This window comes from Vulcanococcus sp. DEBay_Sum29NL08_54, assembly GCF_017859255.1.
GTDB lineage: Bacteria > Cyanobacteriota > Cyanobacteriia > PCC-6307 > Cyanobiaceae > Vulcanococcus.
On sequence record NZ_JAFMNJ010000034.1, the window covers coordinates 1 to 15868 of the forward strand.

Annotated in this window: 20 protein-coding genes; 10 read left to right on the forward strand and 10 right to left on the reverse strand. The window is 64.6% G+C overall.

Annotated elements, in window-relative coordinates:
• Positions 1–51: 51 nt before the first annotated feature.
• Positions 52–1359: a chloride channel protein gene (locus QZ186_RS09750; protein WP_296416613.1), complete on the forward strand. Its 1308-nt coding sequence runs from the start codon at positions 52–54 to the stop codon at positions 1357–1359.
• On the opposite strand, the gene QZ186_RS09755 is transcribed toward QZ186_RS09750, so the two are convergent.
• The 3 genes from QZ186_RS09755 to QZ186_RS09765 all read right to left on the reverse strand — a co-directional run bounded on the left by QZ186_RS09755 (position 1340) and on the right by QZ186_RS09765 (position 3687).
• Positions 1340–2662, reverse strand: coding sequence for an NAD(P)/FAD-dependent oxidoreductase (locus QZ186_RS09755; protein ID WP_247477529.1), 1323 nt, complete (start codon positions 2660–2662; stop codon positions 1340–1342). The two genes, QZ186_RS09750 and QZ186_RS09755, sit on opposite strands and share 20 nt — an antisense overlap.
• A 56-nt stretch (positions 2663–2718) precedes the next feature.
• Positions 2719–3072: a hypothetical protein gene (locus QZ186_RS09760; RefSeq protein ID WP_010315912.1), complete on the reverse strand. Its 354-nt coding sequence runs from the start codon at positions 3070–3072 to the stop codon at positions 2719–2721.
• Positions 3073–3438: 366 nt separating this feature from the next.
• Positions 3439–3687, reverse strand: coding sequence for a hypothetical protein (locus QZ186_RS09765; RefSeq protein WP_156797844.1), 249 nt, complete (start codon positions 3685–3687; stop codon positions 3439–3441).
• Between the two features lie 409 nt (positions 3688–4096).
• Here QZ186_RS09765 and QZ186_RS09770 point away from each other — a divergent pair, with 409 nt between their 5' ends.
• On the forward strand, positions 4097–4957 hold the full coding sequence (locus tag QZ186_RS09770; protein ID WP_296416614.1) for a metallophosphoesterase: 861 nt from the start codon (positions 4097–4099) through the stop codon (positions 4955–4957).
• On the opposite strand, the gene QZ186_RS09775 is transcribed toward QZ186_RS09770, so the two are convergent.
• Complete coding sequence (locus QZ186_RS09775; protein ID WP_296416615.1) at positions 4954–6477, reverse strand: iron ABC transporter permease; 1524 nt, start codon at positions 6475–6477, stop codon at positions 4954–4956. The genes QZ186_RS09770 and QZ186_RS09775 overlap by 4 nt on opposite strands.
• Positions 6478–6658: 181 nt before the next feature.
• Here QZ186_RS09775 and QZ186_RS09780 point away from each other — a divergent pair, with 181 nt between their 5' ends.
• The 3 genes from QZ186_RS09780 to QZ186_RS09790 all read left to right on the forward strand — a co-directional run bounded on the left by QZ186_RS09780 (position 6659) and on the right by QZ186_RS09790 (position 8732).
• The gene (locus QZ186_RS09780) at positions 6659–7669 is read left to right on the forward strand and encodes an extracellular solute-binding protein (protein ID WP_296416616.1); all 1011 of its coding nucleotides are present in this window, start codon (positions 6659–6661) and stop codon (positions 7667–7669) included.
• 175 nt (positions 7670–7844) lie between these two features.
• A complete protein-coding gene (locus tag QZ186_RS09785; protein WP_010315953.1) occupies positions 7845–8444 on the forward strand; it encodes a Crp/Fnr family transcriptional regulator in 600 nt (199 codons plus the stop codon).
• A 3-nt stretch (positions 8445–8447) separates the two neighbouring features.
• Positions 8448–8732 carry a hypothetical protein gene (locus tag QZ186_RS09790; protein WP_296416617.1) on the forward strand — a complete coding sequence of 95 codons (285 nt, stop codon included), beginning with the start codon at positions 8448–8450 and terminating at the stop codon, positions 8730–8732.
• On the opposite strand, the gene QZ186_RS09795 is transcribed toward QZ186_RS09790, so the two are convergent.
• The 5 genes from QZ186_RS09795 to QZ186_RS09815 all read right to left on the reverse strand — a co-directional run bounded on the left by QZ186_RS09795 (position 8729) and on the right by QZ186_RS09815 (position 12676).
• Entirely contained in the window at positions 8729–9286 is a 558-nt protein-coding gene (locus QZ186_RS09795) for a ferritin (protein WP_296416618.1), read from the reverse strand. The genes QZ186_RS09790 and QZ186_RS09795 overlap by 4 nt on opposite strands.
• 277 nt (positions 9287–9563) lie before the next feature.
• Entirely contained in the window at positions 9564–10364 is an 801-nt protein-coding gene (locus QZ186_RS09800; RefSeq protein WP_010315959.1) for a sulfite exporter TauE/SafE family protein, read from the reverse strand.
• Positions 10361–10882 (reverse strand): rhodanese-like domain-containing protein, encoded by a 522-nt coding sequence (locus QZ186_RS09805; protein WP_296416619.1) that lies wholly within the window; start codon positions 10880–10882, stop codon positions 10361–10363. The genes QZ186_RS09800 and QZ186_RS09805 overlap by 4 nt, the downstream gene beginning before the upstream one ends.
• Before the next feature lie 17 nt (positions 10883–10899).
• Positions 10900–12021: a rhodanese-like domain-containing protein gene (locus tag QZ186_RS09810; RefSeq protein ID WP_296416620.1), complete on the reverse strand. Its 1122-nt coding sequence runs from the start codon at positions 12019–12021 to the stop codon at positions 10900–10902.
• Between the two features lie 49 nt (positions 12022–12070).
• Positions 12071–12676, reverse strand: a complete 606-nt coding sequence (locus QZ186_RS09815) for a bifunctional 2-polyprenyl-6-hydroxyphenol methylase/3-demethylubiquinol 3-O-methyltransferase UbiG (protein ID WP_010315964.1) — start codon at positions 12674–12676, stop codon at positions 12071–12073.
• Positions 12677–12738: 62 nt separating this feature from the next.
• Between QZ186_RS09815 and QZ186_RS09820 the strand changes: the two genes are divergently transcribed.
• Both QZ186_RS09820 and QZ186_RS09825 read left to right on the forward strand, forming a co-directional pair.
• The gene (locus tag QZ186_RS09820; protein ID WP_247479920.1) at positions 12739–13059 is read left to right on the forward strand and encodes a helix-turn-helix transcriptional regulator; all 321 of its coding nucleotides are present in this window, start codon (positions 12739–12741) and stop codon (positions 13057–13059) included.
• Between the two features lie 96 nt (positions 13060–13155).
• Positions 13156–13416 (forward strand): hypothetical protein, encoded by a 261-nt coding sequence (locus QZ186_RS09825; RefSeq protein WP_010315968.1) that lies wholly within the window; start codon positions 13156–13158, stop codon positions 13414–13416.
• 3 nt (positions 13417–13419) lie between these two features.
• Here QZ186_RS09825 and QZ186_RS09830 read toward each other — a convergent pair whose 3' ends face one another.
• Positions 13420–14619, reverse strand: coding sequence for an NAD(P)-binding protein (locus QZ186_RS09830; protein ID WP_296416622.1), 1200 nt, complete (start codon positions 14617–14619; stop codon positions 13420–13422).
• A gap of 47 nt (positions 14620–14666) precedes the next feature.
• Between QZ186_RS09830 and QZ186_RS09835 the strand changes: the two genes are divergently transcribed.
• From QZ186_RS09835 to QZ186_RS09845, 3 genes are all read left to right on the forward strand, one after another.
• Positions 14667–15167, forward strand: a complete 501-nt coding sequence (locus tag QZ186_RS09835) for a hypothetical protein (RefSeq protein WP_296416623.1) — start codon at positions 14667–14669, stop codon at positions 15165–15167.
• Between the two features lie 153 nt (positions 15168–15320).
• Positions 15321–15446, forward strand: a complete 126-nt coding sequence (locus QZ186_RS09840; RefSeq protein WP_256463392.1) for a hypothetical protein — start codon at positions 15321–15323, stop codon at positions 15444–15446.
• Between the two features lie 36 nt (positions 15447–15482).
• A partial coding sequence (locus QZ186_RS09845) for a hypothetical protein (RefSeq protein ID WP_296416624.1) occupies positions 15483–15868 on the forward strand: 386 nt, incomplete at its 3' end.

The following is a 15868-nucleotide window of genomic DNA, read 5'->3' on the forward strand; positions in this document are numbered from 1 at the left end:
TGATCTAAGGCGATTTCGGCGGCATCATGTGCTCGGTTTGAGAGCACCGCCGTGGTTCTGCGCACCCGCGAGCTGATCCGCAACTTGTTGCAGTTGTCGCTGCTTGGTGTGCTCGTCGGGGTGGCCTGTTGGCCCTTCAACATGCTCGATCGTTGGCAGGACCAACTGCTGGGTCTGCTGCCGGCCTTCAGTGGTGAGGGGTGGACCCCAACCTCCCTTGCCTTGGCCTGTTCGCCGCTGGTGGTGGTGCCGATCCTGCTGTTGTTGCAACGGGGAATCTGGGCCCGGGGCGCCGGCTCGGGTATCCCCCAGACCATGACCAGCATTGAGCATCCAGCCCAAGCCTCGGCGCTGCTGGGCTGGGCACCCAGCCTGCAGCGCTTGGCCCTTTGGGGAATCGCCAGCCTTGCCCTGATCCCGATCGGCCGTGAGGGGCCCGTGGTGCAGGTCGGTGCGTCGGCCGCCCATTTTTTGCGGCGCCGTTTCCCGAATTGGTTCTATGGCTTAGGGCAAGCCGAGCTCTTGGCGGTGGCTGGTGGTGCTGGTTTGGCCGGGGGTTTCGATACGCCGCTCTTGGGTGTGGTGTTTGTGGTGGAGGAGTTCATCAGTGCCTTTTCCTCCACCCTGATCTGGCCTGCCCTGGTCGTCAGTGGGATGGCGGCCTCCTTCAGCAACCTGGCTGGACAGCCGATGTTTGCCTTGGGCACCGTCGGCGTCGAGCCGATGGAATTGCTGCAGGTTCTTTGGGCGCTTCCCGTTGGCCTGCTCGGTGGTTTGGTGGGGGCGGCTTTCGCCCGCCTGTTGCTGGCGGGCACCCGTCGGGGTGTCGCGTTGGCGCGCCGTTTTCCGATTCGTTTAGGCCTGGGTGTTGGCGCGTTCCTGTCGCTGTTTCTGCTGGTTAGCGGCGGCACCGGTGGCGGTGACGGCGAGTTGCTGATGGGGCGGCTGCTCTTTGGCTCAGCCGATGGGGTGGAGCTTCCCCATGGGTTATGGACGGATCTGCTCACGCTTCTGCTGCGGATCATTGGTCCGGTTTTGGCCCTCTCCACCGGTATCCCCGGCGGATTGATTGATCCCTCCTTCACCTTTGGCGCGGCCATGGGACAGGTGATCGGCGATCTTGCGGGCTCGCCTCAACTCTTTTTGGCCTTGGGCATGGTGGCTGGACTGTCCGGCGCCACCCAGCTCCCGGTGATGTCAATTCTCTTTGGGATTCGACTGGCGGGAGATCAGCAGTTGCTACCGGGACTGCTGGTGGCTTGCGTGCTGGCCGCCTACGTCAGCCGGCAGTTCGTCGCCAAGCCGATCTACCACGCACTCCATGCCCTGAGTGGCGAAGCTACGAAGACGTCTCCGTAATCACCAGGGCTGAGCGCTCGCGGGTGGCAATCATCCAGAGCCATTTGGTCAGCAACGTCAACCGACTTTCATTGGCGGGCATGAAGGCCAGGTGCGCGAGGCCCCAGAGGACCCAGCCCAGGGGACCGCTGAGTTTGAGGCCCCGCAGGTTGGCGACCGCAAAGAGTGGTCCGACCACCGCCATGCTGCCGAAGTCGGTGAACGCAAAGGCGGGATTGGGCTGGCTTTGGCACTGGGCCAGGATGTCCTTGGCCACCCAGCCCCCCATCTGCACCGCCGGGCCGGCCATCCCAGGCAGGGGTTTGCCATCGCGGGTATGGCTGTAGCTGCAGAGATCTCCGATCACGCGGATCTCGCCATGCCCTTTGATCGAAAAGTCCGGCTCCACCACGACTCGGCCGCCACGGTCGAGTTCGCAGCCGGTGCGCTCAGCCAGCAGCTTCCCGAGGGGGGAGGCGGCGACACCGGCCGTCCAGCAGATGGTGTTGGCCTCCAGGGTGACTTCGCCATCTTTGGTGGTGATGACGACCTTGCCCTCGCTGATGTCCTTGACACGTCCCCCCAGCAGGAGCTCGACCCCCTTGGCTTTGAGGTGATCGCCAGCCGAGGCTGAGAGCTGCGGATCCATGGCCCGCAGGACCCGATCGCCTGGATCCACCAGCGTGACCTTGCAGTGGGTGGGATCGATCTGCATGAAATCCCGCTCCAGGGTGTGCCGCATCAGATCGTTGAGGGATGCGGCCAGTTCGCAGCCGGTTGGACCTCCTCCGATCACCACCACGGATTGCAGCCACTTGCGGCGTTCTGGGTCGGGGGTTTGCTCGGCCTCCTCGAGGGAGTTCAAGACTTTGCGGCGGATGGCGTAGGCATCCTCCAGGGTCTTCATCGGAATGGCCTCGCTGCGCCATTCGTCATGGCCGAAGTAGCTGCTGGTCGCTCCTGCGGCCAGAACGAGATGGTCGTAGCGGTAGCGGCGGTTGTTGAAGACCACCTCCTTGTCCTTGGTATTGATGTCATCCACTTCCCCCATCAGGATCTGGATGTTTTCGGATTCCCCCAACATCACCCGCAGGGGGGAGGCCACATCGGTTTGGGAGACCAGGCCAGAGGCCACCTGATAGAGCAGGGGCTGGAACAGGTTGAAGTTGCGCCTGTCGATCAGGGTGACGCGAACGGTCTTCCCCGCCAGGACATGGGCCGCCCGCAGCCCGGCAAACCCACCGCCAACGATCACCACATGGGGCGCGGATCTGAGCAATTCAGACGGAGGGGTCAGCTCGAGAAAAAAGCGTTCGGGAGCCATCGGCCAGCGGGTGCTGACTTCAAACTATCCACGGTTTTCAAAGCTGGCTTTAGCGCCTAGAGACCCAGCCGGACTTTCACAGACCCTTCGGGTTGAACTTGAACCTCCATCGGTTTCTCTTCTCCCACGCGGACCTGCATCGGTTTTTTCTCGCTGATCTCGACGTTGATCGGTTTGGGATGACTCATCCTGAGCTGAATCGGCACAGTCTCCCTCATGCGGACCAGCACCGGCTTCTCCATGACGAGGTCATGTTGCAAGGTCCCCCCGACGGTCACCGGCTTGCTGAAGCTCACCTCCAAGCGGAGTTGAATCGGGTGCCGGCTGCTTCGTGCCAGCAGCACAAAACCCATGGCCCCAAGCAGGAGCACGGTGACCGGCCAACGGAGATCGAGCCAACGCTTATCCATGGCTTGAGTTAAGCCTGATTGGACGATTGGCGCTCAACGTTGTCCCAATAAGTCATCCCAGCTCGGAGGGCAGCTTGGTCTGGGGCTGGCCTGTGGCCGCTGCTGATGACGGCTGGTGTCGACGCTTTTGTTTGGCTGCTTTGTCTGGCTTGCGGTTGTGTTCTCTGGCCGCAGCTTGGAATGTGTGTGTGGCATGAACTGAATCTGGAATGGGATATGAACGCACGCAGCTTTTGCTGTGACCTCAAGATAGTCCTGATGACTTGGATCAACCACTGGCTGATGGCAATCCAGCCCGTTCTCATCCTTGCGGGTGGTTAGTCCTTCAATACATCGACTGCAGTCTCAATCTCCACACAGTTGCCATCAATGCGAATGCTTCTCCAGGTATTCGAAAACTGCTTGGTAGTGGGCTGTCGTCCAGGACTTGCGACCTTGCATCGCTTCTGCAAATTCGGTCGCCTCGATCTGCCGCTCACGCTCGCGTCTTGATCGTTCGTCCAGTTTTCGCCAGGTTGACTCTCTCATTAGATCTTGGCCGCGGCGGGTTGGATTGGATCCACCGACGATGTCCTCCGCTTCAGCAAACTCCCCTTCCTTGAGCGCAGCGGCCATGCCCAGCACCACTGCATCAGCCCTCAGCGCAACCGTTGCAGCGAAACCCTGCGCTCACACCTGGCTCACTGATCACTGGGAGCTTGCGTTTCCAAGAGCAGACTCTTTTATCTGCAACGGTTTTTTCTTGGTTGCGACGGGGCACCCCCAAGTCGTCTTGGAGCGCTGCTGGAAGGGTTGATCCAGCTGGATTAGCTCATAGGACCAGTGACAACTCAGGGCGGCCAAGAGGCTTTGGCGATCTCCAAAGATCCGGAGCATGTTGTTTGTGTCGCTCCGCCAAGGCTGGCCCCAGCTGAGGACGGTGCTGCGGCAAAGGATGCGACGGGGTGCGCCAAAAAGCACAGCCGGCGGTAGCGGCCGGCGGCCTGATTGCGTCAACCTGGGGAGACCTTGCTCGATCCCAGCCATGCACCGTCGCGCGCTGCTGCTGCTCATGGCTGGAGCGGCCACGGCCACCGTTGCTGCTGGACACAGTTGGGCCCAGGTGGCGAGTCCACCTCCCCTGAGCACCACCCGCTTTTTAGCGGTGGGCGATGTGGGCAGCGGCAACGTCCATCAGCGGGCCGTTGGGACCCAAATGGCTGCGGTGCATCGCCGGAAGCCCGTGGACCTGGTGCTGCTGGCTGGGGACAACATCTACCCCTCAGGAGACATCCGCAAGGTTCAGTCGACGTTCCTGACTCCCTACGCCGAGCTGCTGGCGGCCAAAGTCCCCTTCCACGCGGTCCTGGGCAACCACGACATCCGCACGGCCAATGGCGATCCCCAGGTGGCCTACAAGCCCTATGGCATGAAGGGGCGCTTCTACAGCGTCCGCCGCGGCGAGGTCGAATTTTTCATGCTGGACACCAACGGCAATGCGCCCTGGACGTCCCAGTTGTCCTGGCTGCGGTCCGCCTTGGCCAAGAGCCAGGCCCCCTGGAAAGTGGTGGTGGGCCATCACCCGATCTACTCCTCCGGTCTCTACGGCAACAACCCCGGCCTACGGGGCAAGTTGAGCTCCTTGATGCAGCGCCATGGGGTGCAGCTCTACATCAATGGCCATGAACACCACTACGAGCGCAGCAAGCCGATCGACGGCATCACCTACCTGATCGTTGGAGGCGGAGGGGCCTATCTCCGCCCCGTGATCGCCAAGCCGCAATCGGCGAAGGCCGTGAGCGTTTACAGCTTTGCGGAACTGGAGGCTGGGCCCAACAGCCTGACCGTGCGGGCTTGGGATCGTGACGGAAAGCTGATCGATCAGGGCGTGGTCGCTCGCCGCTAGCGCTGCTCCAGTCGATCCAGGCTCGGGATCAAGGCGGCGGCGGCGATCAGGCCCATGCTCAAGATCAGCAGGGCTGGGATCAGGGCCGCCCCGACTCGCTCATCGCTGGCGTACTGATAGACGCGAACGGCCAGGGTGTCGAAGTCAAAGGGCCTGAGCGCAAAGGTCAGCGGCAGTTCCTTCACTGTGTCGACAAAGACCAGCAGGCTCCCCATCAGCAGCGGTCCCCGCAGCAGGGGGAGATGGATGCGCTGCAGCACGCCCCCCCAGCTCTGGCCCAGGGAGGTGGCGGCCTCATCGATGCTCGGGGGAATGCGCTCCAGGGCCGCGTCGAGGCCGCCTTTGGAGACGGCTAGGAAGCGATCGACGTAGCCCCAGACCAGCAGCAGCAGAGGGGCCAGGGCCAAGGGGCCACCGATCAGCATCAGGGCGAGGGCCAGAACGGTGCCCGGAATGGCGTAGCCCAGGCCAGCGGCAAAGCTCAGGCGCCGAATGCCGGCATTGGGAATCCAGCGTTTGGCAATGGAGAGCACCAGGCTGACGACCACCGTTAGGACAGCGGCCACCAGGGCCAGACCAAAGGAACGCAGACCCAGCTCGAGCAATTCCGCGCTGTCTTCGCTCTGGAGTTGGTCCCAACTCAGCAGGGCCCAAACCAAGGGCAGGCCAAGGCTCAGCAGGGGAGGGGCCAGGCAAAACAATTGACTGAGCCAGCGCTGATGCCCCTGAAGCCGCCAGCGCTGTTCGGGCTCGCCGCCGCCGCTGATGGTCCAGCAGCGGCTACGGCGCCGCAGGGTGCGCTCCGCTCCGACCAGGAGGCCCACGATCACCAGGGCCATCAGGGCCAGAGCGACAGCGGCTTGGGGATCCCCCTCTTGCTGCCAGCGCATCAGGATCCCGGAGGAGAGGGTCGGGACCCCGAGCAGTTGCACGGCTCCCAGCTCGTTCACCACCTCCATGCCGGTGAGCGCCACCCCGGCTCCAATCGAGGGCAGGGCCATGGGCAGGGCTACGCGCCAAAAGCTGCCCCAGGGGCCGACTCCGAGGCTGCGGCAGGCCTCTAGCTGCCGCTTGCCACTGACCGAGAAGCTCTCGGTCGAGAGCAGGAAGACATAGCTGTAGGTGCTCAGCACCATCACCGCCAGGGTGGGGTTGAAGCCATAGATGCGCTGGCCAAAGCGACTGCCCAGGTCGATCAAGGTGGCCGCCAGTAGATAGCTCGGCGTGGCCAGGGGCAGAAGCTGCGCCACCCGCAGCCAGCGGCGTCCGGGGAACTCACAGCGGGCCGTCAGCCAGCCCGTTCCGGTGCCCAGTGCGGCGGCCAGCGCCCCGACCAGGAGCACCAGGGCCAGGGTGTTGCGCACCTGAACCGGACCTTCATCGCCAAGGCCCCAACTCTCGATGCCGCCGCCGCTGAGGGCAAACCAGGTCAGACCCAGGACCGGGGCGAGGGCTGCTGCACAAACCAGCAGGACCCCGGCGCCCAGCAGGCTTCGCTGTGGCAGTTGTCCCCGTGCCAATGCTTTGCCTGAGGCTGCGGCGCAAAGCCTACGGGGCAGGGATGTAATGAATGTCACAGACGCGGGTGGCCAATGATCACCCCCTCTCCAGAAGGGATCGGGCCTGGGCATAGTTCCGCCAGTGCTACTTGATCCGGTCTTGGCGTTTCAGCGTCTTCGTTCCTGCATCGCACCTGAGCGCTTGGCAGCGGCTGCCCTGCTCGGCGTCACGGCTGGGGCGGCTGTTCTGACTTCCCTGGCGAAGGCCAACAGTCAGGAGATTGGCGTCTATTCGGGCCGCCACTACAACACCGACAAGGCGCTCTACAAGCAATTCACCCAGAAGACGGGGATCAAGGTTCGCCTGCTCGAGGCCAAGGATGACGCCTTGATCGAGCGCATCAAACGCGAAGGGGCCAACAGCCCAGCCGATGTTCTGGTGCTGGCCGATGCGGCGCGTCTGGACAAGGCTGCGGACGCGGGGCTGTTTCGCCCCAGTCGCTCGGCCTCGCTCAGCCGCGATGTCCCCGCGAACCTGCGGGACTCCAAGGGCCTTTGGTTTGGCCTGACGCGGCGGGTTCGCGTTGTGGTGGTGAACCCCAAGGCGGTGAACCCGGGCAGCATTCGCACCTATGCCGATCTGGCGAATCCGGCCCTGAAAGGCCAGCTGTGCCTGCGCAACCGCAAGAGCGTCTACAACCAATCGCTGGTCGCTGACCAGATGATCCTGCGCGGCGATCAACAGGCCGCGGCATGGGTGAAGGCCATGACCGCCAACGTGACGCAGCCCTACTTCAGTTCCGACACCCCCCTGATTCGCGCCGTCGCCAATGGCCAGTGCGGCGTTGGTCTGGTCAACTCCTATTACGTCGCCCGGATGCTGGCTGGCGGTAACGGCTCGTCCGACCAGCAGTTGGCCAACCGGGTCAAGGTCCTCTTCCCCAATCCCGCCCACGTGAACATCACCGGTGCCGGGGTGGTCAAAACCGCGAAGAACCCTGAGGCGGCGCTGAAGCTGATCGAGTTCTTGGCGTCACCTAGTGGAGGTCGCGGTTACGCCGAAGCCAACAACGAATATCCGCTGCGGGGCTTTGGCAATAACGCGGTGCTCAAGCGCCTGGGAACCTTCAAGGCCGATGGGGTCTCGGCCCAGCAGATGGGTGCCAAGAACAAGGCGGCGGTGGCCTTGATGCAGTCCAGCGGTTGGCGCTGACGCCCTGGCGCAAGCCTGCAAGGACCCCGGCCAGCCGCCCTGCGCGGCTGGCTTTTTTGTTGCGCCGGTCCGCGCTCCATTTGCAGCTAGAAACTGCTATTGAGAATCGCTTGCAAAAGGAGGGGTTTCTTGTTTATCTTGCGACGCATTCGCAACTAGCCCGTTTTCGGGGGTCATGTCCTTCCGCTTTCTCCCTGACGCCCCTGCCAGTGCCGTGCGGATGCCGGTCGGGCAAACCGTCTTGCTCGATCCTGCTTTGCATACCGGTGGCAGCTGCATCGAGGTGCTCGAGGGCATGGCTCGCGTCTATTGCCCCTGTGAGGAGACCGAGGGGATGACCCTGGCCTTCCTCCAGCCCGGCGATCAGCTCCGCACCGATCGGCTCTGCAGTGAGGGTGTGTGCGTGGAGGCCTTGACTCCGTTGGTCTTCAGCAGCGATGCCAAGGCTGTGGGGGCTGGCGGCTTTGACCCGGTCAATGAGTGGACCCTGCAGCTGCTGCGCATTCGCCACCTGGGCACGGCTGAGCAGCGGTTGCATGCTCTCTTGAGCCTCTTGGTCCATCGCCTGGGTCGCCGCTGCGGCGATTGGTGCGATCTCCCTTTCCGCCTGACCCATGACCGGATCGGTGAGTTGATCGGTGCGACCCGGGTGACCACCACCCGGATGATCTCGAAGTTCCGTCAGGCCGAGCTGCTGGAGGCGCCATTGGGTGAGGCTGGCTTCCGCCTGGCTCCAGCCCTGGTGGATTCCGCTCCTCTGGCTGGGGGGTTCTGATCGATGCAGTGCCCTTGTGAGGCCAGCGTCTCGGTGGATGCCCTGGGCTGTCTCTGCCGGGAGGCGGAAGGGTTGCGGTCGCGTTTGGTTCGCATCGATGCAGACCAGGCACGCTGTCAAAACCCTGCTCTGTGCCGGCGCTTGCAGCGGGAATCGGAGCAGCTGTTTTCGCGCTTGGCTGAGCTCAGGCGACTGGGCCAGTGGCTGCAGTCCGCGCCCGTGGTGGTTGATCGCTTGACGTTGTCTCTGTTTCAGGAGCTCTGCAGGCGGCCCCTGCCCAGTTCTTAGGCGACGGAGGCCGGTGCGCTTTGGCCGGCGGTCAGTTCTCCGTCGATCACCAGCAGGGCGGCTGGGTCGGAATGGGAGAAGCTGATGCGATCCAGCAGATGTGCGGCTTGGTTTTCTGAGTCGATCTGGCTCTGCACGAGGGGATCGAGGAAGACGGTCGTGCGCACATCGCCGCTGCGCTCGGCCATGGCATAGAGCTGATGCAGGGAGGTGGTGACCTCGGCCTCCATCTGGAAGATGCCTTGGAAGACCTCTTCGATGCTGGTCCAGTTCTGGCGCGGTGCTGTGAGGGGTTCCAGCGTGACCGCCTGGCCCCGGGCAATCAGGTAATCCGCGAACAGGCCGGCGTGGTGCTGCTCCTCGCTGGACTCCTGTTTCAAGAAGCTGCTGAAGCCCCGCAGCCCGCGTTCGGCGAACCAGATGGCCAGGGCCCAGTAGGCCGCGCTGGCCTGGCGCTCCATGGTCAGGTGCTCCTGAAGGGCCCCGAGTAGATCGGGGGCCATTGGTTGGGCCACGGCCCGCCCGGCGGGGCCGCGGGCGATCGATTGAGTCATGGCCTGCCGTGGGGAGTTGGCCGCAAGCTACGGGCTCTGCTGGGCCGGCGCAAATCAATGCTGACAATCAACTCGCTTGCGCAAAAGAGAATCGATTGCAATAAGATGACTGCATTGCGATCCTGCCCGGTTCGACCCTGATGGCCCCATCCACTGGCCCCTCCTCGGATCTGCCTGTCCAGCCTGAGGGCAGGCTCCAGGCCTGCGCCAAAAAGAAGGGCTGCAAGCAGAAGAAGTGCTCGAAGTGGAAGGGCGGTAAGTGTCGCTGCGGCCGGGACTAGGTCCCTGGACGGATCAGGTCGGCCCGAGGGGATACGGATGCAGCGGGTGCCTGACGTTTCCAGGCCTCTGCGCCGGTCAGGACGGCTGAGGCAATCAGTAATAAGGAGAAGCCCCGCCGTAGATGGCGATCGCTGAGGTGAGGAGCCAGCCATTGGCCGGCTACCGCGCCCGCGGCTCCGCCAGCTAGCAGCGGAAGAAGAAGAGGAAGGCTGGCCTGCGGCCAGTGGCCCAGGGCAGCCAAGGCCACCAACGCATTGACGGCGATCAGCAGCAGGCTGGTGCCGCTGGCGAGGGCCATCGGTAGACCGGCCAACAGCACCAGGGCCGGAACGATGGCGAACCCTCCGCCGACGCCGGCGATGCCCGTCAGCAGACCCACCAACAGACCCTGCGGCAGCAGCAGAGCTTCGGACGCCGCGCGGCCGCCTGCCGGGGCTGGACGTAGGAGCAGCCAGGAGGCCAGGACGGCGGCGGCGGCAAAGACGCTGAGTTGAACCGCCTCAGGGATCAGTCCGGCCTTGACCCAGCTCCCGCCGATCCAGCTGCCGGCGAGGGCCGGGAGTCCCAGCAGTAGGGCGGGCCTGGGTGCGAACTGGCCGCGGCGGAGGTAGGGCCCCAGGTTGGCCAGCGCCAGGATCATCACGACGATCAAGGAGAGCGGCACGGCCTCCTTGGTCGGCAGAGCGGCGCCGCTGACCAAGAGAGGCAGCAGCAGGATGGAGCCCCCTGCCCCGAGGACGGAGAGCAGAAAGCCGATCAGGCCGCCCCCCAGTCCCAGCAGGATCAGGCTGATCACAGGGAGACCCGGTTCCAGGGCATGACGGCCAGCAGGCGGGCCATGCCACAGAAGCCGCTGACGCCGGCAAAGGTCAGGCCAGCGCCAACGAACCAGGTCAGCGCAATCCAGCCGGGGGCGACGGTGTTGCTGAGGATCAGGCCCAGCAGCACCAGTGAACCGGCGGCAATTTGCACCTGACGCATCAGGGGCAGGGGTGCGTTTTTGAGTTTGCGCACCGGGAAGCCGGCCCCCTGCCAGGTGGGGAGTCCACCCTGCAGCTCACTGAGCGGGTGGGGGTGCCCCTGGGCCATGAGTTGTCCGAGGGCGCGGTTGCTGCGGTTGCCGCTTTGGCAGACCAGCACCAGGGGGCCCTGGGGAAGATCCGCCTGCATCAGGCGGTTGAGTGGCACGTTCAGGCTGCCGGCGATGTGACCGCTGGCGAACTCCATCGGTTCACGCACATCAATCACGCTGATGCGCTTGGCGGCGAGTTGATCGGCCAGGTCGTGGGCGCTGATCGGTTGGGTGTGGGTCATGGGAGTGGGTGGGGTGATTAGTGGTGGATGGAGCCCACGAGTGGGTAGCCCTCATCGCTCCAGCGCAGGAGCCCGCCGCGCAGATTCGCGACGCGATCGAAGCCGGCCTTCAGGAGCTGTTGGGTGGCCAAGGCGGATCGGCTCCCCGCATGGCAGACCACAACGAGGGGACGGTCGCTGGGCAGCTCTGCTTGGCGCTGCTCCAGGTCCTGCAGGGGAATGTGCAGGCTGGTTTCGATCCGGCCATCGGGGCCCTCGACTTCGTCCTCCGAGCGGACATCCAGCACGGTCACCGCGTTGCGATGTTCCGCCAGCCAGCTGGGGGGCAGCTCGGGGAGCCCTGCGAAGCTGCGCTGAACCGGTGCCCAGTGCTGAGCGGGTTGCTCGTCGCGGGGCTGACCCGAGCGCATGTTCCCGGGAAGGGCGATGGCGATCTTGCCCGGGTGGGGCAGCTTCATGTTGGTCATGTGACCCACGAAGTCCCGTTCATCGGCACCACCGCCGAGGCGCGCGTTGAAGGCTTTCTCCTCGGCCACTGAGGTGAGGGTTCGGCCGGTGTAGTCGTGGCCTGGGTAGAGCAGGCAGCTGTTGGGCAGGCTGAAGATCTGCTCGGTGATGGAGCGCCAGAGGGTGTGGGGGTCACCCTGCTGGAAGTCGCAGCGCCCGCAGCCGCGAACCAAGAGGGCGTCGCCGGTGAAGGCGGCGGATTGGTCGTCCAGGACGTAGGTGACACACCCATCGGTATGCCCCGGGGTGCTGCGCACCTGCAGGTGGCGGCTGCCAAAGGCCACGTGGTCCCCGTGCTCGAGGGGCAGGGTGACGTTTTGGGCGCGGGCGGACTGGGCGAGGCCAATGGCGCAGCCGGTGGCTTGCTGCATCAGCCAGCTGCCGGTGACGTGATCCGCGTGGGCGTGGGTATCGAGGCTGGCGACCAGCTGGATTCCCAGCTCGCGAATGAAGGAGAGATCTCGGTCGTGTTGTTCAAACACCGGATCGATGATCACGCCCTCGCCGGAGGTGACATCGGCCAGCAGATAGGTGTAGGTCCCCGTTGTCGCGTCGAAGAGTTGGCGATGCAGCAGGGGTTGCCCACCGGCTGCATCAGAGAGCGCGACCGGGGAGGGCGCGATGGAGGCCATGGACTCCGCTTCAGGCTTGTATGACTATACACGCATAAAGCCTTTGTGATCACGCGCCCCGTTTTTGGCCAAAGGCCTGAACCACGGCGCTCTGCCCCTGGTGGAGCGGGCCTTCCTCGATCCAGCGTTCGGTTTCCTGGAGCTCGAGCCAGGTCAGTCCTTGGAGTTCCGCTTCCAGCTGCGCCGCTGTGATCAGCAGCTCCGGGTTGGGCGGCCCGCCGGTTCCTCGGTTGAGTTGCGCCGGGTTGTAGGCCTCAAGGATCAGGTGCCCTCCAGGTTTGAGCGCTGCAACGGCGCGCCGGTGCACCAGGGCCCGGAGTTCGGGTTCGAGGTGCATCCAGATGGCGACGATCAGGTCGACGCTCTCGGGCTCGGGGCTGAAGTCGCGCAGGTCCCCGCAGCGGCAGTGCAGCGTCACTCCCTGGGTCTCGGCGAGCTGTTGGGCCATTTCCAGGCCGACGGGGCTGAGGTCTTGGGCGGTGACGCGGTGCCCCTGTTTGGCCAGGTGGACGGCGTTTCGCCCTCCCCCTTCCGCCAGGCAGAGGGCGTCTCCAGGGGAGAGGGAGGCCGCCTTGGCTCTCAGGAAGTCGTTGGGCTCGGTGCCGTAGGCGTAGTGGCTCTCGCGGAAGCGCTGATCCCAGAACTCCTGATTCATTGGCGAGGCCAGGCATAATGCGTTTATCGTCATACAGCATTGCAATGGGCGCCGCAGGTGCAATGCCCTCCCAGGAGTTGCTGGAGGAGTACAGCCAGTTCTTTCGGCTGCTGAGTGAGCCGGCGCGGCTTCAGCTGCTCTGCCATCTCAAGCAGGGGCCCATTGATGTCGCGGCCTTGATTGAGGCCACCGGTTTTTCCCAGTCCCACATCAGCCGGCAGCTCGGTCAGTTGCAGCGCGCGGGCCTGGTCCGCTGTGAGCGTGAGGGGACTCGAACGATCTGGCAGGCGGAGGGCGATTTGGTCGATGACCTGTGCGCCTTGGTTCAAAACCGTCTCAAGCAACGACTTCAGGCCCAGCTGGATCAGCTCCAGTCGGCCTGAGAGTTGCGTTTTCTGTTCTCAATGCTTAAGCGCCCCTTGATTTCTGTTTGATCAGCGGTAATCGGCGTAGGTTGGTTTTCTTCGGTTAAAGGGGCGATGCAGGTCACGCACCGGTCTGAGGACAACGTCCAGATCACGATGAGCCGCGAAGAAGTGGCGATGCTTGTCGATCTCTGCCACGCGGCAGCCTTCTCAGACTTGCTGCCGCAGCGGCGTGAGTCCCAGGTTCGGGTTCAGCGTTTCGTCTGGGATGTGCAGAACACCCTGTTTGATGCCGCCCAGTCGGTCTGGCAGGCCAAGCGTCACCTGACCATGCCGGTGAGCTCCGCGCGCCGCCGCTCGTCCGTCGCGGCCTAAGCCCTAGAGCTGCTTCATCAGTTGTGTGGCCAGGTCTTCGGCACTCAATAGAGCGCCCTCGATCCGGCCAAAGCCGTCCCCAGCGAGGCTGTCCCCGCAGAAGCCGATGGCACTTTCCGGGCAGCAGCTGTGGCCGGGGTCCAGTCCTGGAGCCAGCGGGAAGGCGGCTCCCCAACGCATCAGTTGCCTTGGTGCGTCACCCAGGGTTTGTCCGCTGAGATCCGTCAGGGCCTGGGTCAGGGCATCCAGCACCCGCTTCTCATCCGAGGGATCCGGCTTGGCGCCGAGCAGTTGAGCGGCCGATGAGCGCGATCCGTAGACATGGAGATGGGCCGCGGCGAAGGCGGGACTGGATTCAGCGACCACGGCACAGCGCCCGCCGGCCAGGGGTTGGATGCTGATGCGTCGCAGTCCCCAACGCTCCTGGGCCGAGGGGGTGCATTGCAGAACTTGCCAGGGCAGTGCCAACCAGGCGCTGGCCTGCTCCGGCGGAAGGGTTAGCAACAGATTGCAGCTGGCCTGGCCCTCGATCGAAGCCAGCTGGGACTGCGCAGCGTTGAGCTGGGGATCAGCCAGGCTTTCGGCTGCTTGCTCTAGCGGAATACCGTCCCAGCCAAAGACCTGCTGACAGCGGGGATGGGCCAGCAGTGTTCCGCTGAGGACCAGCCAGCGGGCCTCGACCAAGGCTTCCCCGCTGCTGTTTTCCAAAGTCCAGCGCAGACCGGTTTTGGAGCGTTCGGGCCTCAGGTGGCGCACAAGGGTTCCAAAGCGCCTGCTCAGGACTCCGCCCTCTGCCTCGGCCAGCTCCAGCAGTCCAGCGGCGAGGGCATCCATTCCTCCGCGGCCCTGCCAGAGCTGCCCGTCGCTGAAGCCATCGTCAATGGCAGGGCCCAGTGACCGTTGCCCATCGAGGCTCTGAATGGATCCGCGGAAGGGGCTGATGACCTCCCGTTGCTCGAGTGCCTGAAGCAGCTCTGGCGGCGTCTGGGCTCGGATGTTGAAGAGCGGGGCCCCATGGTTGATCCGTAGGTCCGGGTCTTGGCGCGAGTAGCGGGTGGCCGCTCGGCCCCCGGGACCGCGCCCGATTTCCAGGAGTTCGATGGATCCGCGCCAGCCGCGCCGGCGCAGCGAGGCCGCCAGCGCACAGCCCGAGACTCCTGCGCCGACGATGGCGAGATCAGTGCGCGGGAGCGAGGAGGGCAACGGAATCGACCAGAGCCTGACCATGCTGGGTCTTTGCTTGGGCTGTCGTGGCGGAAGGGATTGATCAATCCATCACGGCCGAGGCGTTGCTTGCCCTCGAGGGGCGAGCCCGATCGGAGGGAACGGGCCTTCAGGCCGCTGATCTGGTCGGTTGCTGGCAGTTGGAGCAGGTCTGGCCGAAGGGGCGACTCCAGGCGTCCCAGTTCTCAGGGGTGCTGTTGCGGGGACTGGCGGCTCAGCTGGAGATCCGTGAGGAGGCCGGCGCGTTGCAGCTGCGCAACAGCGTGCGGCTGGGCGCCGTTGAACTGTTTTTTGAAGGTCCTGGAGCCCTCAAGGGGCGCCGTCCTCTGCTGCAGTTCCAATTTCTGCGGATGGGTTTGAGGGTCGCTGGGCGGCAGTGGTGGGAGCGTGCCTTGCCGGCTCCGGCTCCCCAGCGGACGCCGTTCTTTGCCTTGATTGGCCGCGATGCCTCCGGTTGGCTAGCGGCCCGAGGGCGTGGGGGTGGCCTGGCCCAGTGGCGGCTTCCTGGTCAACATGGGCTGAGTTGAACGGTCCTTGGCTCGATGGGGTGCCCCCGCTGCGGCAGTTGGTCGGTGAAATCCGACCGAAGCTTGGGAGGCCGGATGGTCTGCGGGAGGTGTGGCACGCCCCTCGATGGCGTCGCCCAGCGGGGACGGGGGCCAATGCCCAGGCTCTCGGGCATGTCCCGTCAACCCTGGCGCGTTGGCTTGATCGCCCTGGTTGCCTTGGCGGCGTTCTTCGCCGCCTGGAATCCCCGCGCTCCGATCCAGCAGCAACGCACTCCGGCTTCCCAGGGGTTCCTCTGACCGGGCAGGGTGGAGGCGCTGTCGCTTCTGCGTCTCATGGCTGATGCCCCCTATTTGATCGTTCTGGCTTTGCTGGAGCAGGGCGGGCAGAGAGCGATGCCTCTGCAGGGCAAGTCGCTGCGCGAGGCCCTGCCCGCTGGGGCTGATCCCGGCGAGGTCGGACGTGAGCAGGCGCTGGATCTCTTGGTTCGGGTCTGGCAGCGCAGTGACCAGGGCGAGTTGCGTCGCGCCGCGGGAGAACAGAGTTTGCTGTTGGTCACGGTTCCGATTGAGTCCCTGCAGGATCAGCTCCCGGCGTTGAAGGCTCAATGGCTCAACGACGGAGACACGGCGGCCCTGCTCGCCGCACTGCAGGATCTCGGCAGTGGTCTTTGGTCGCTGACCATGGAGCACCGTCAGCCTTTGGCCTACCAGGCGCTGGC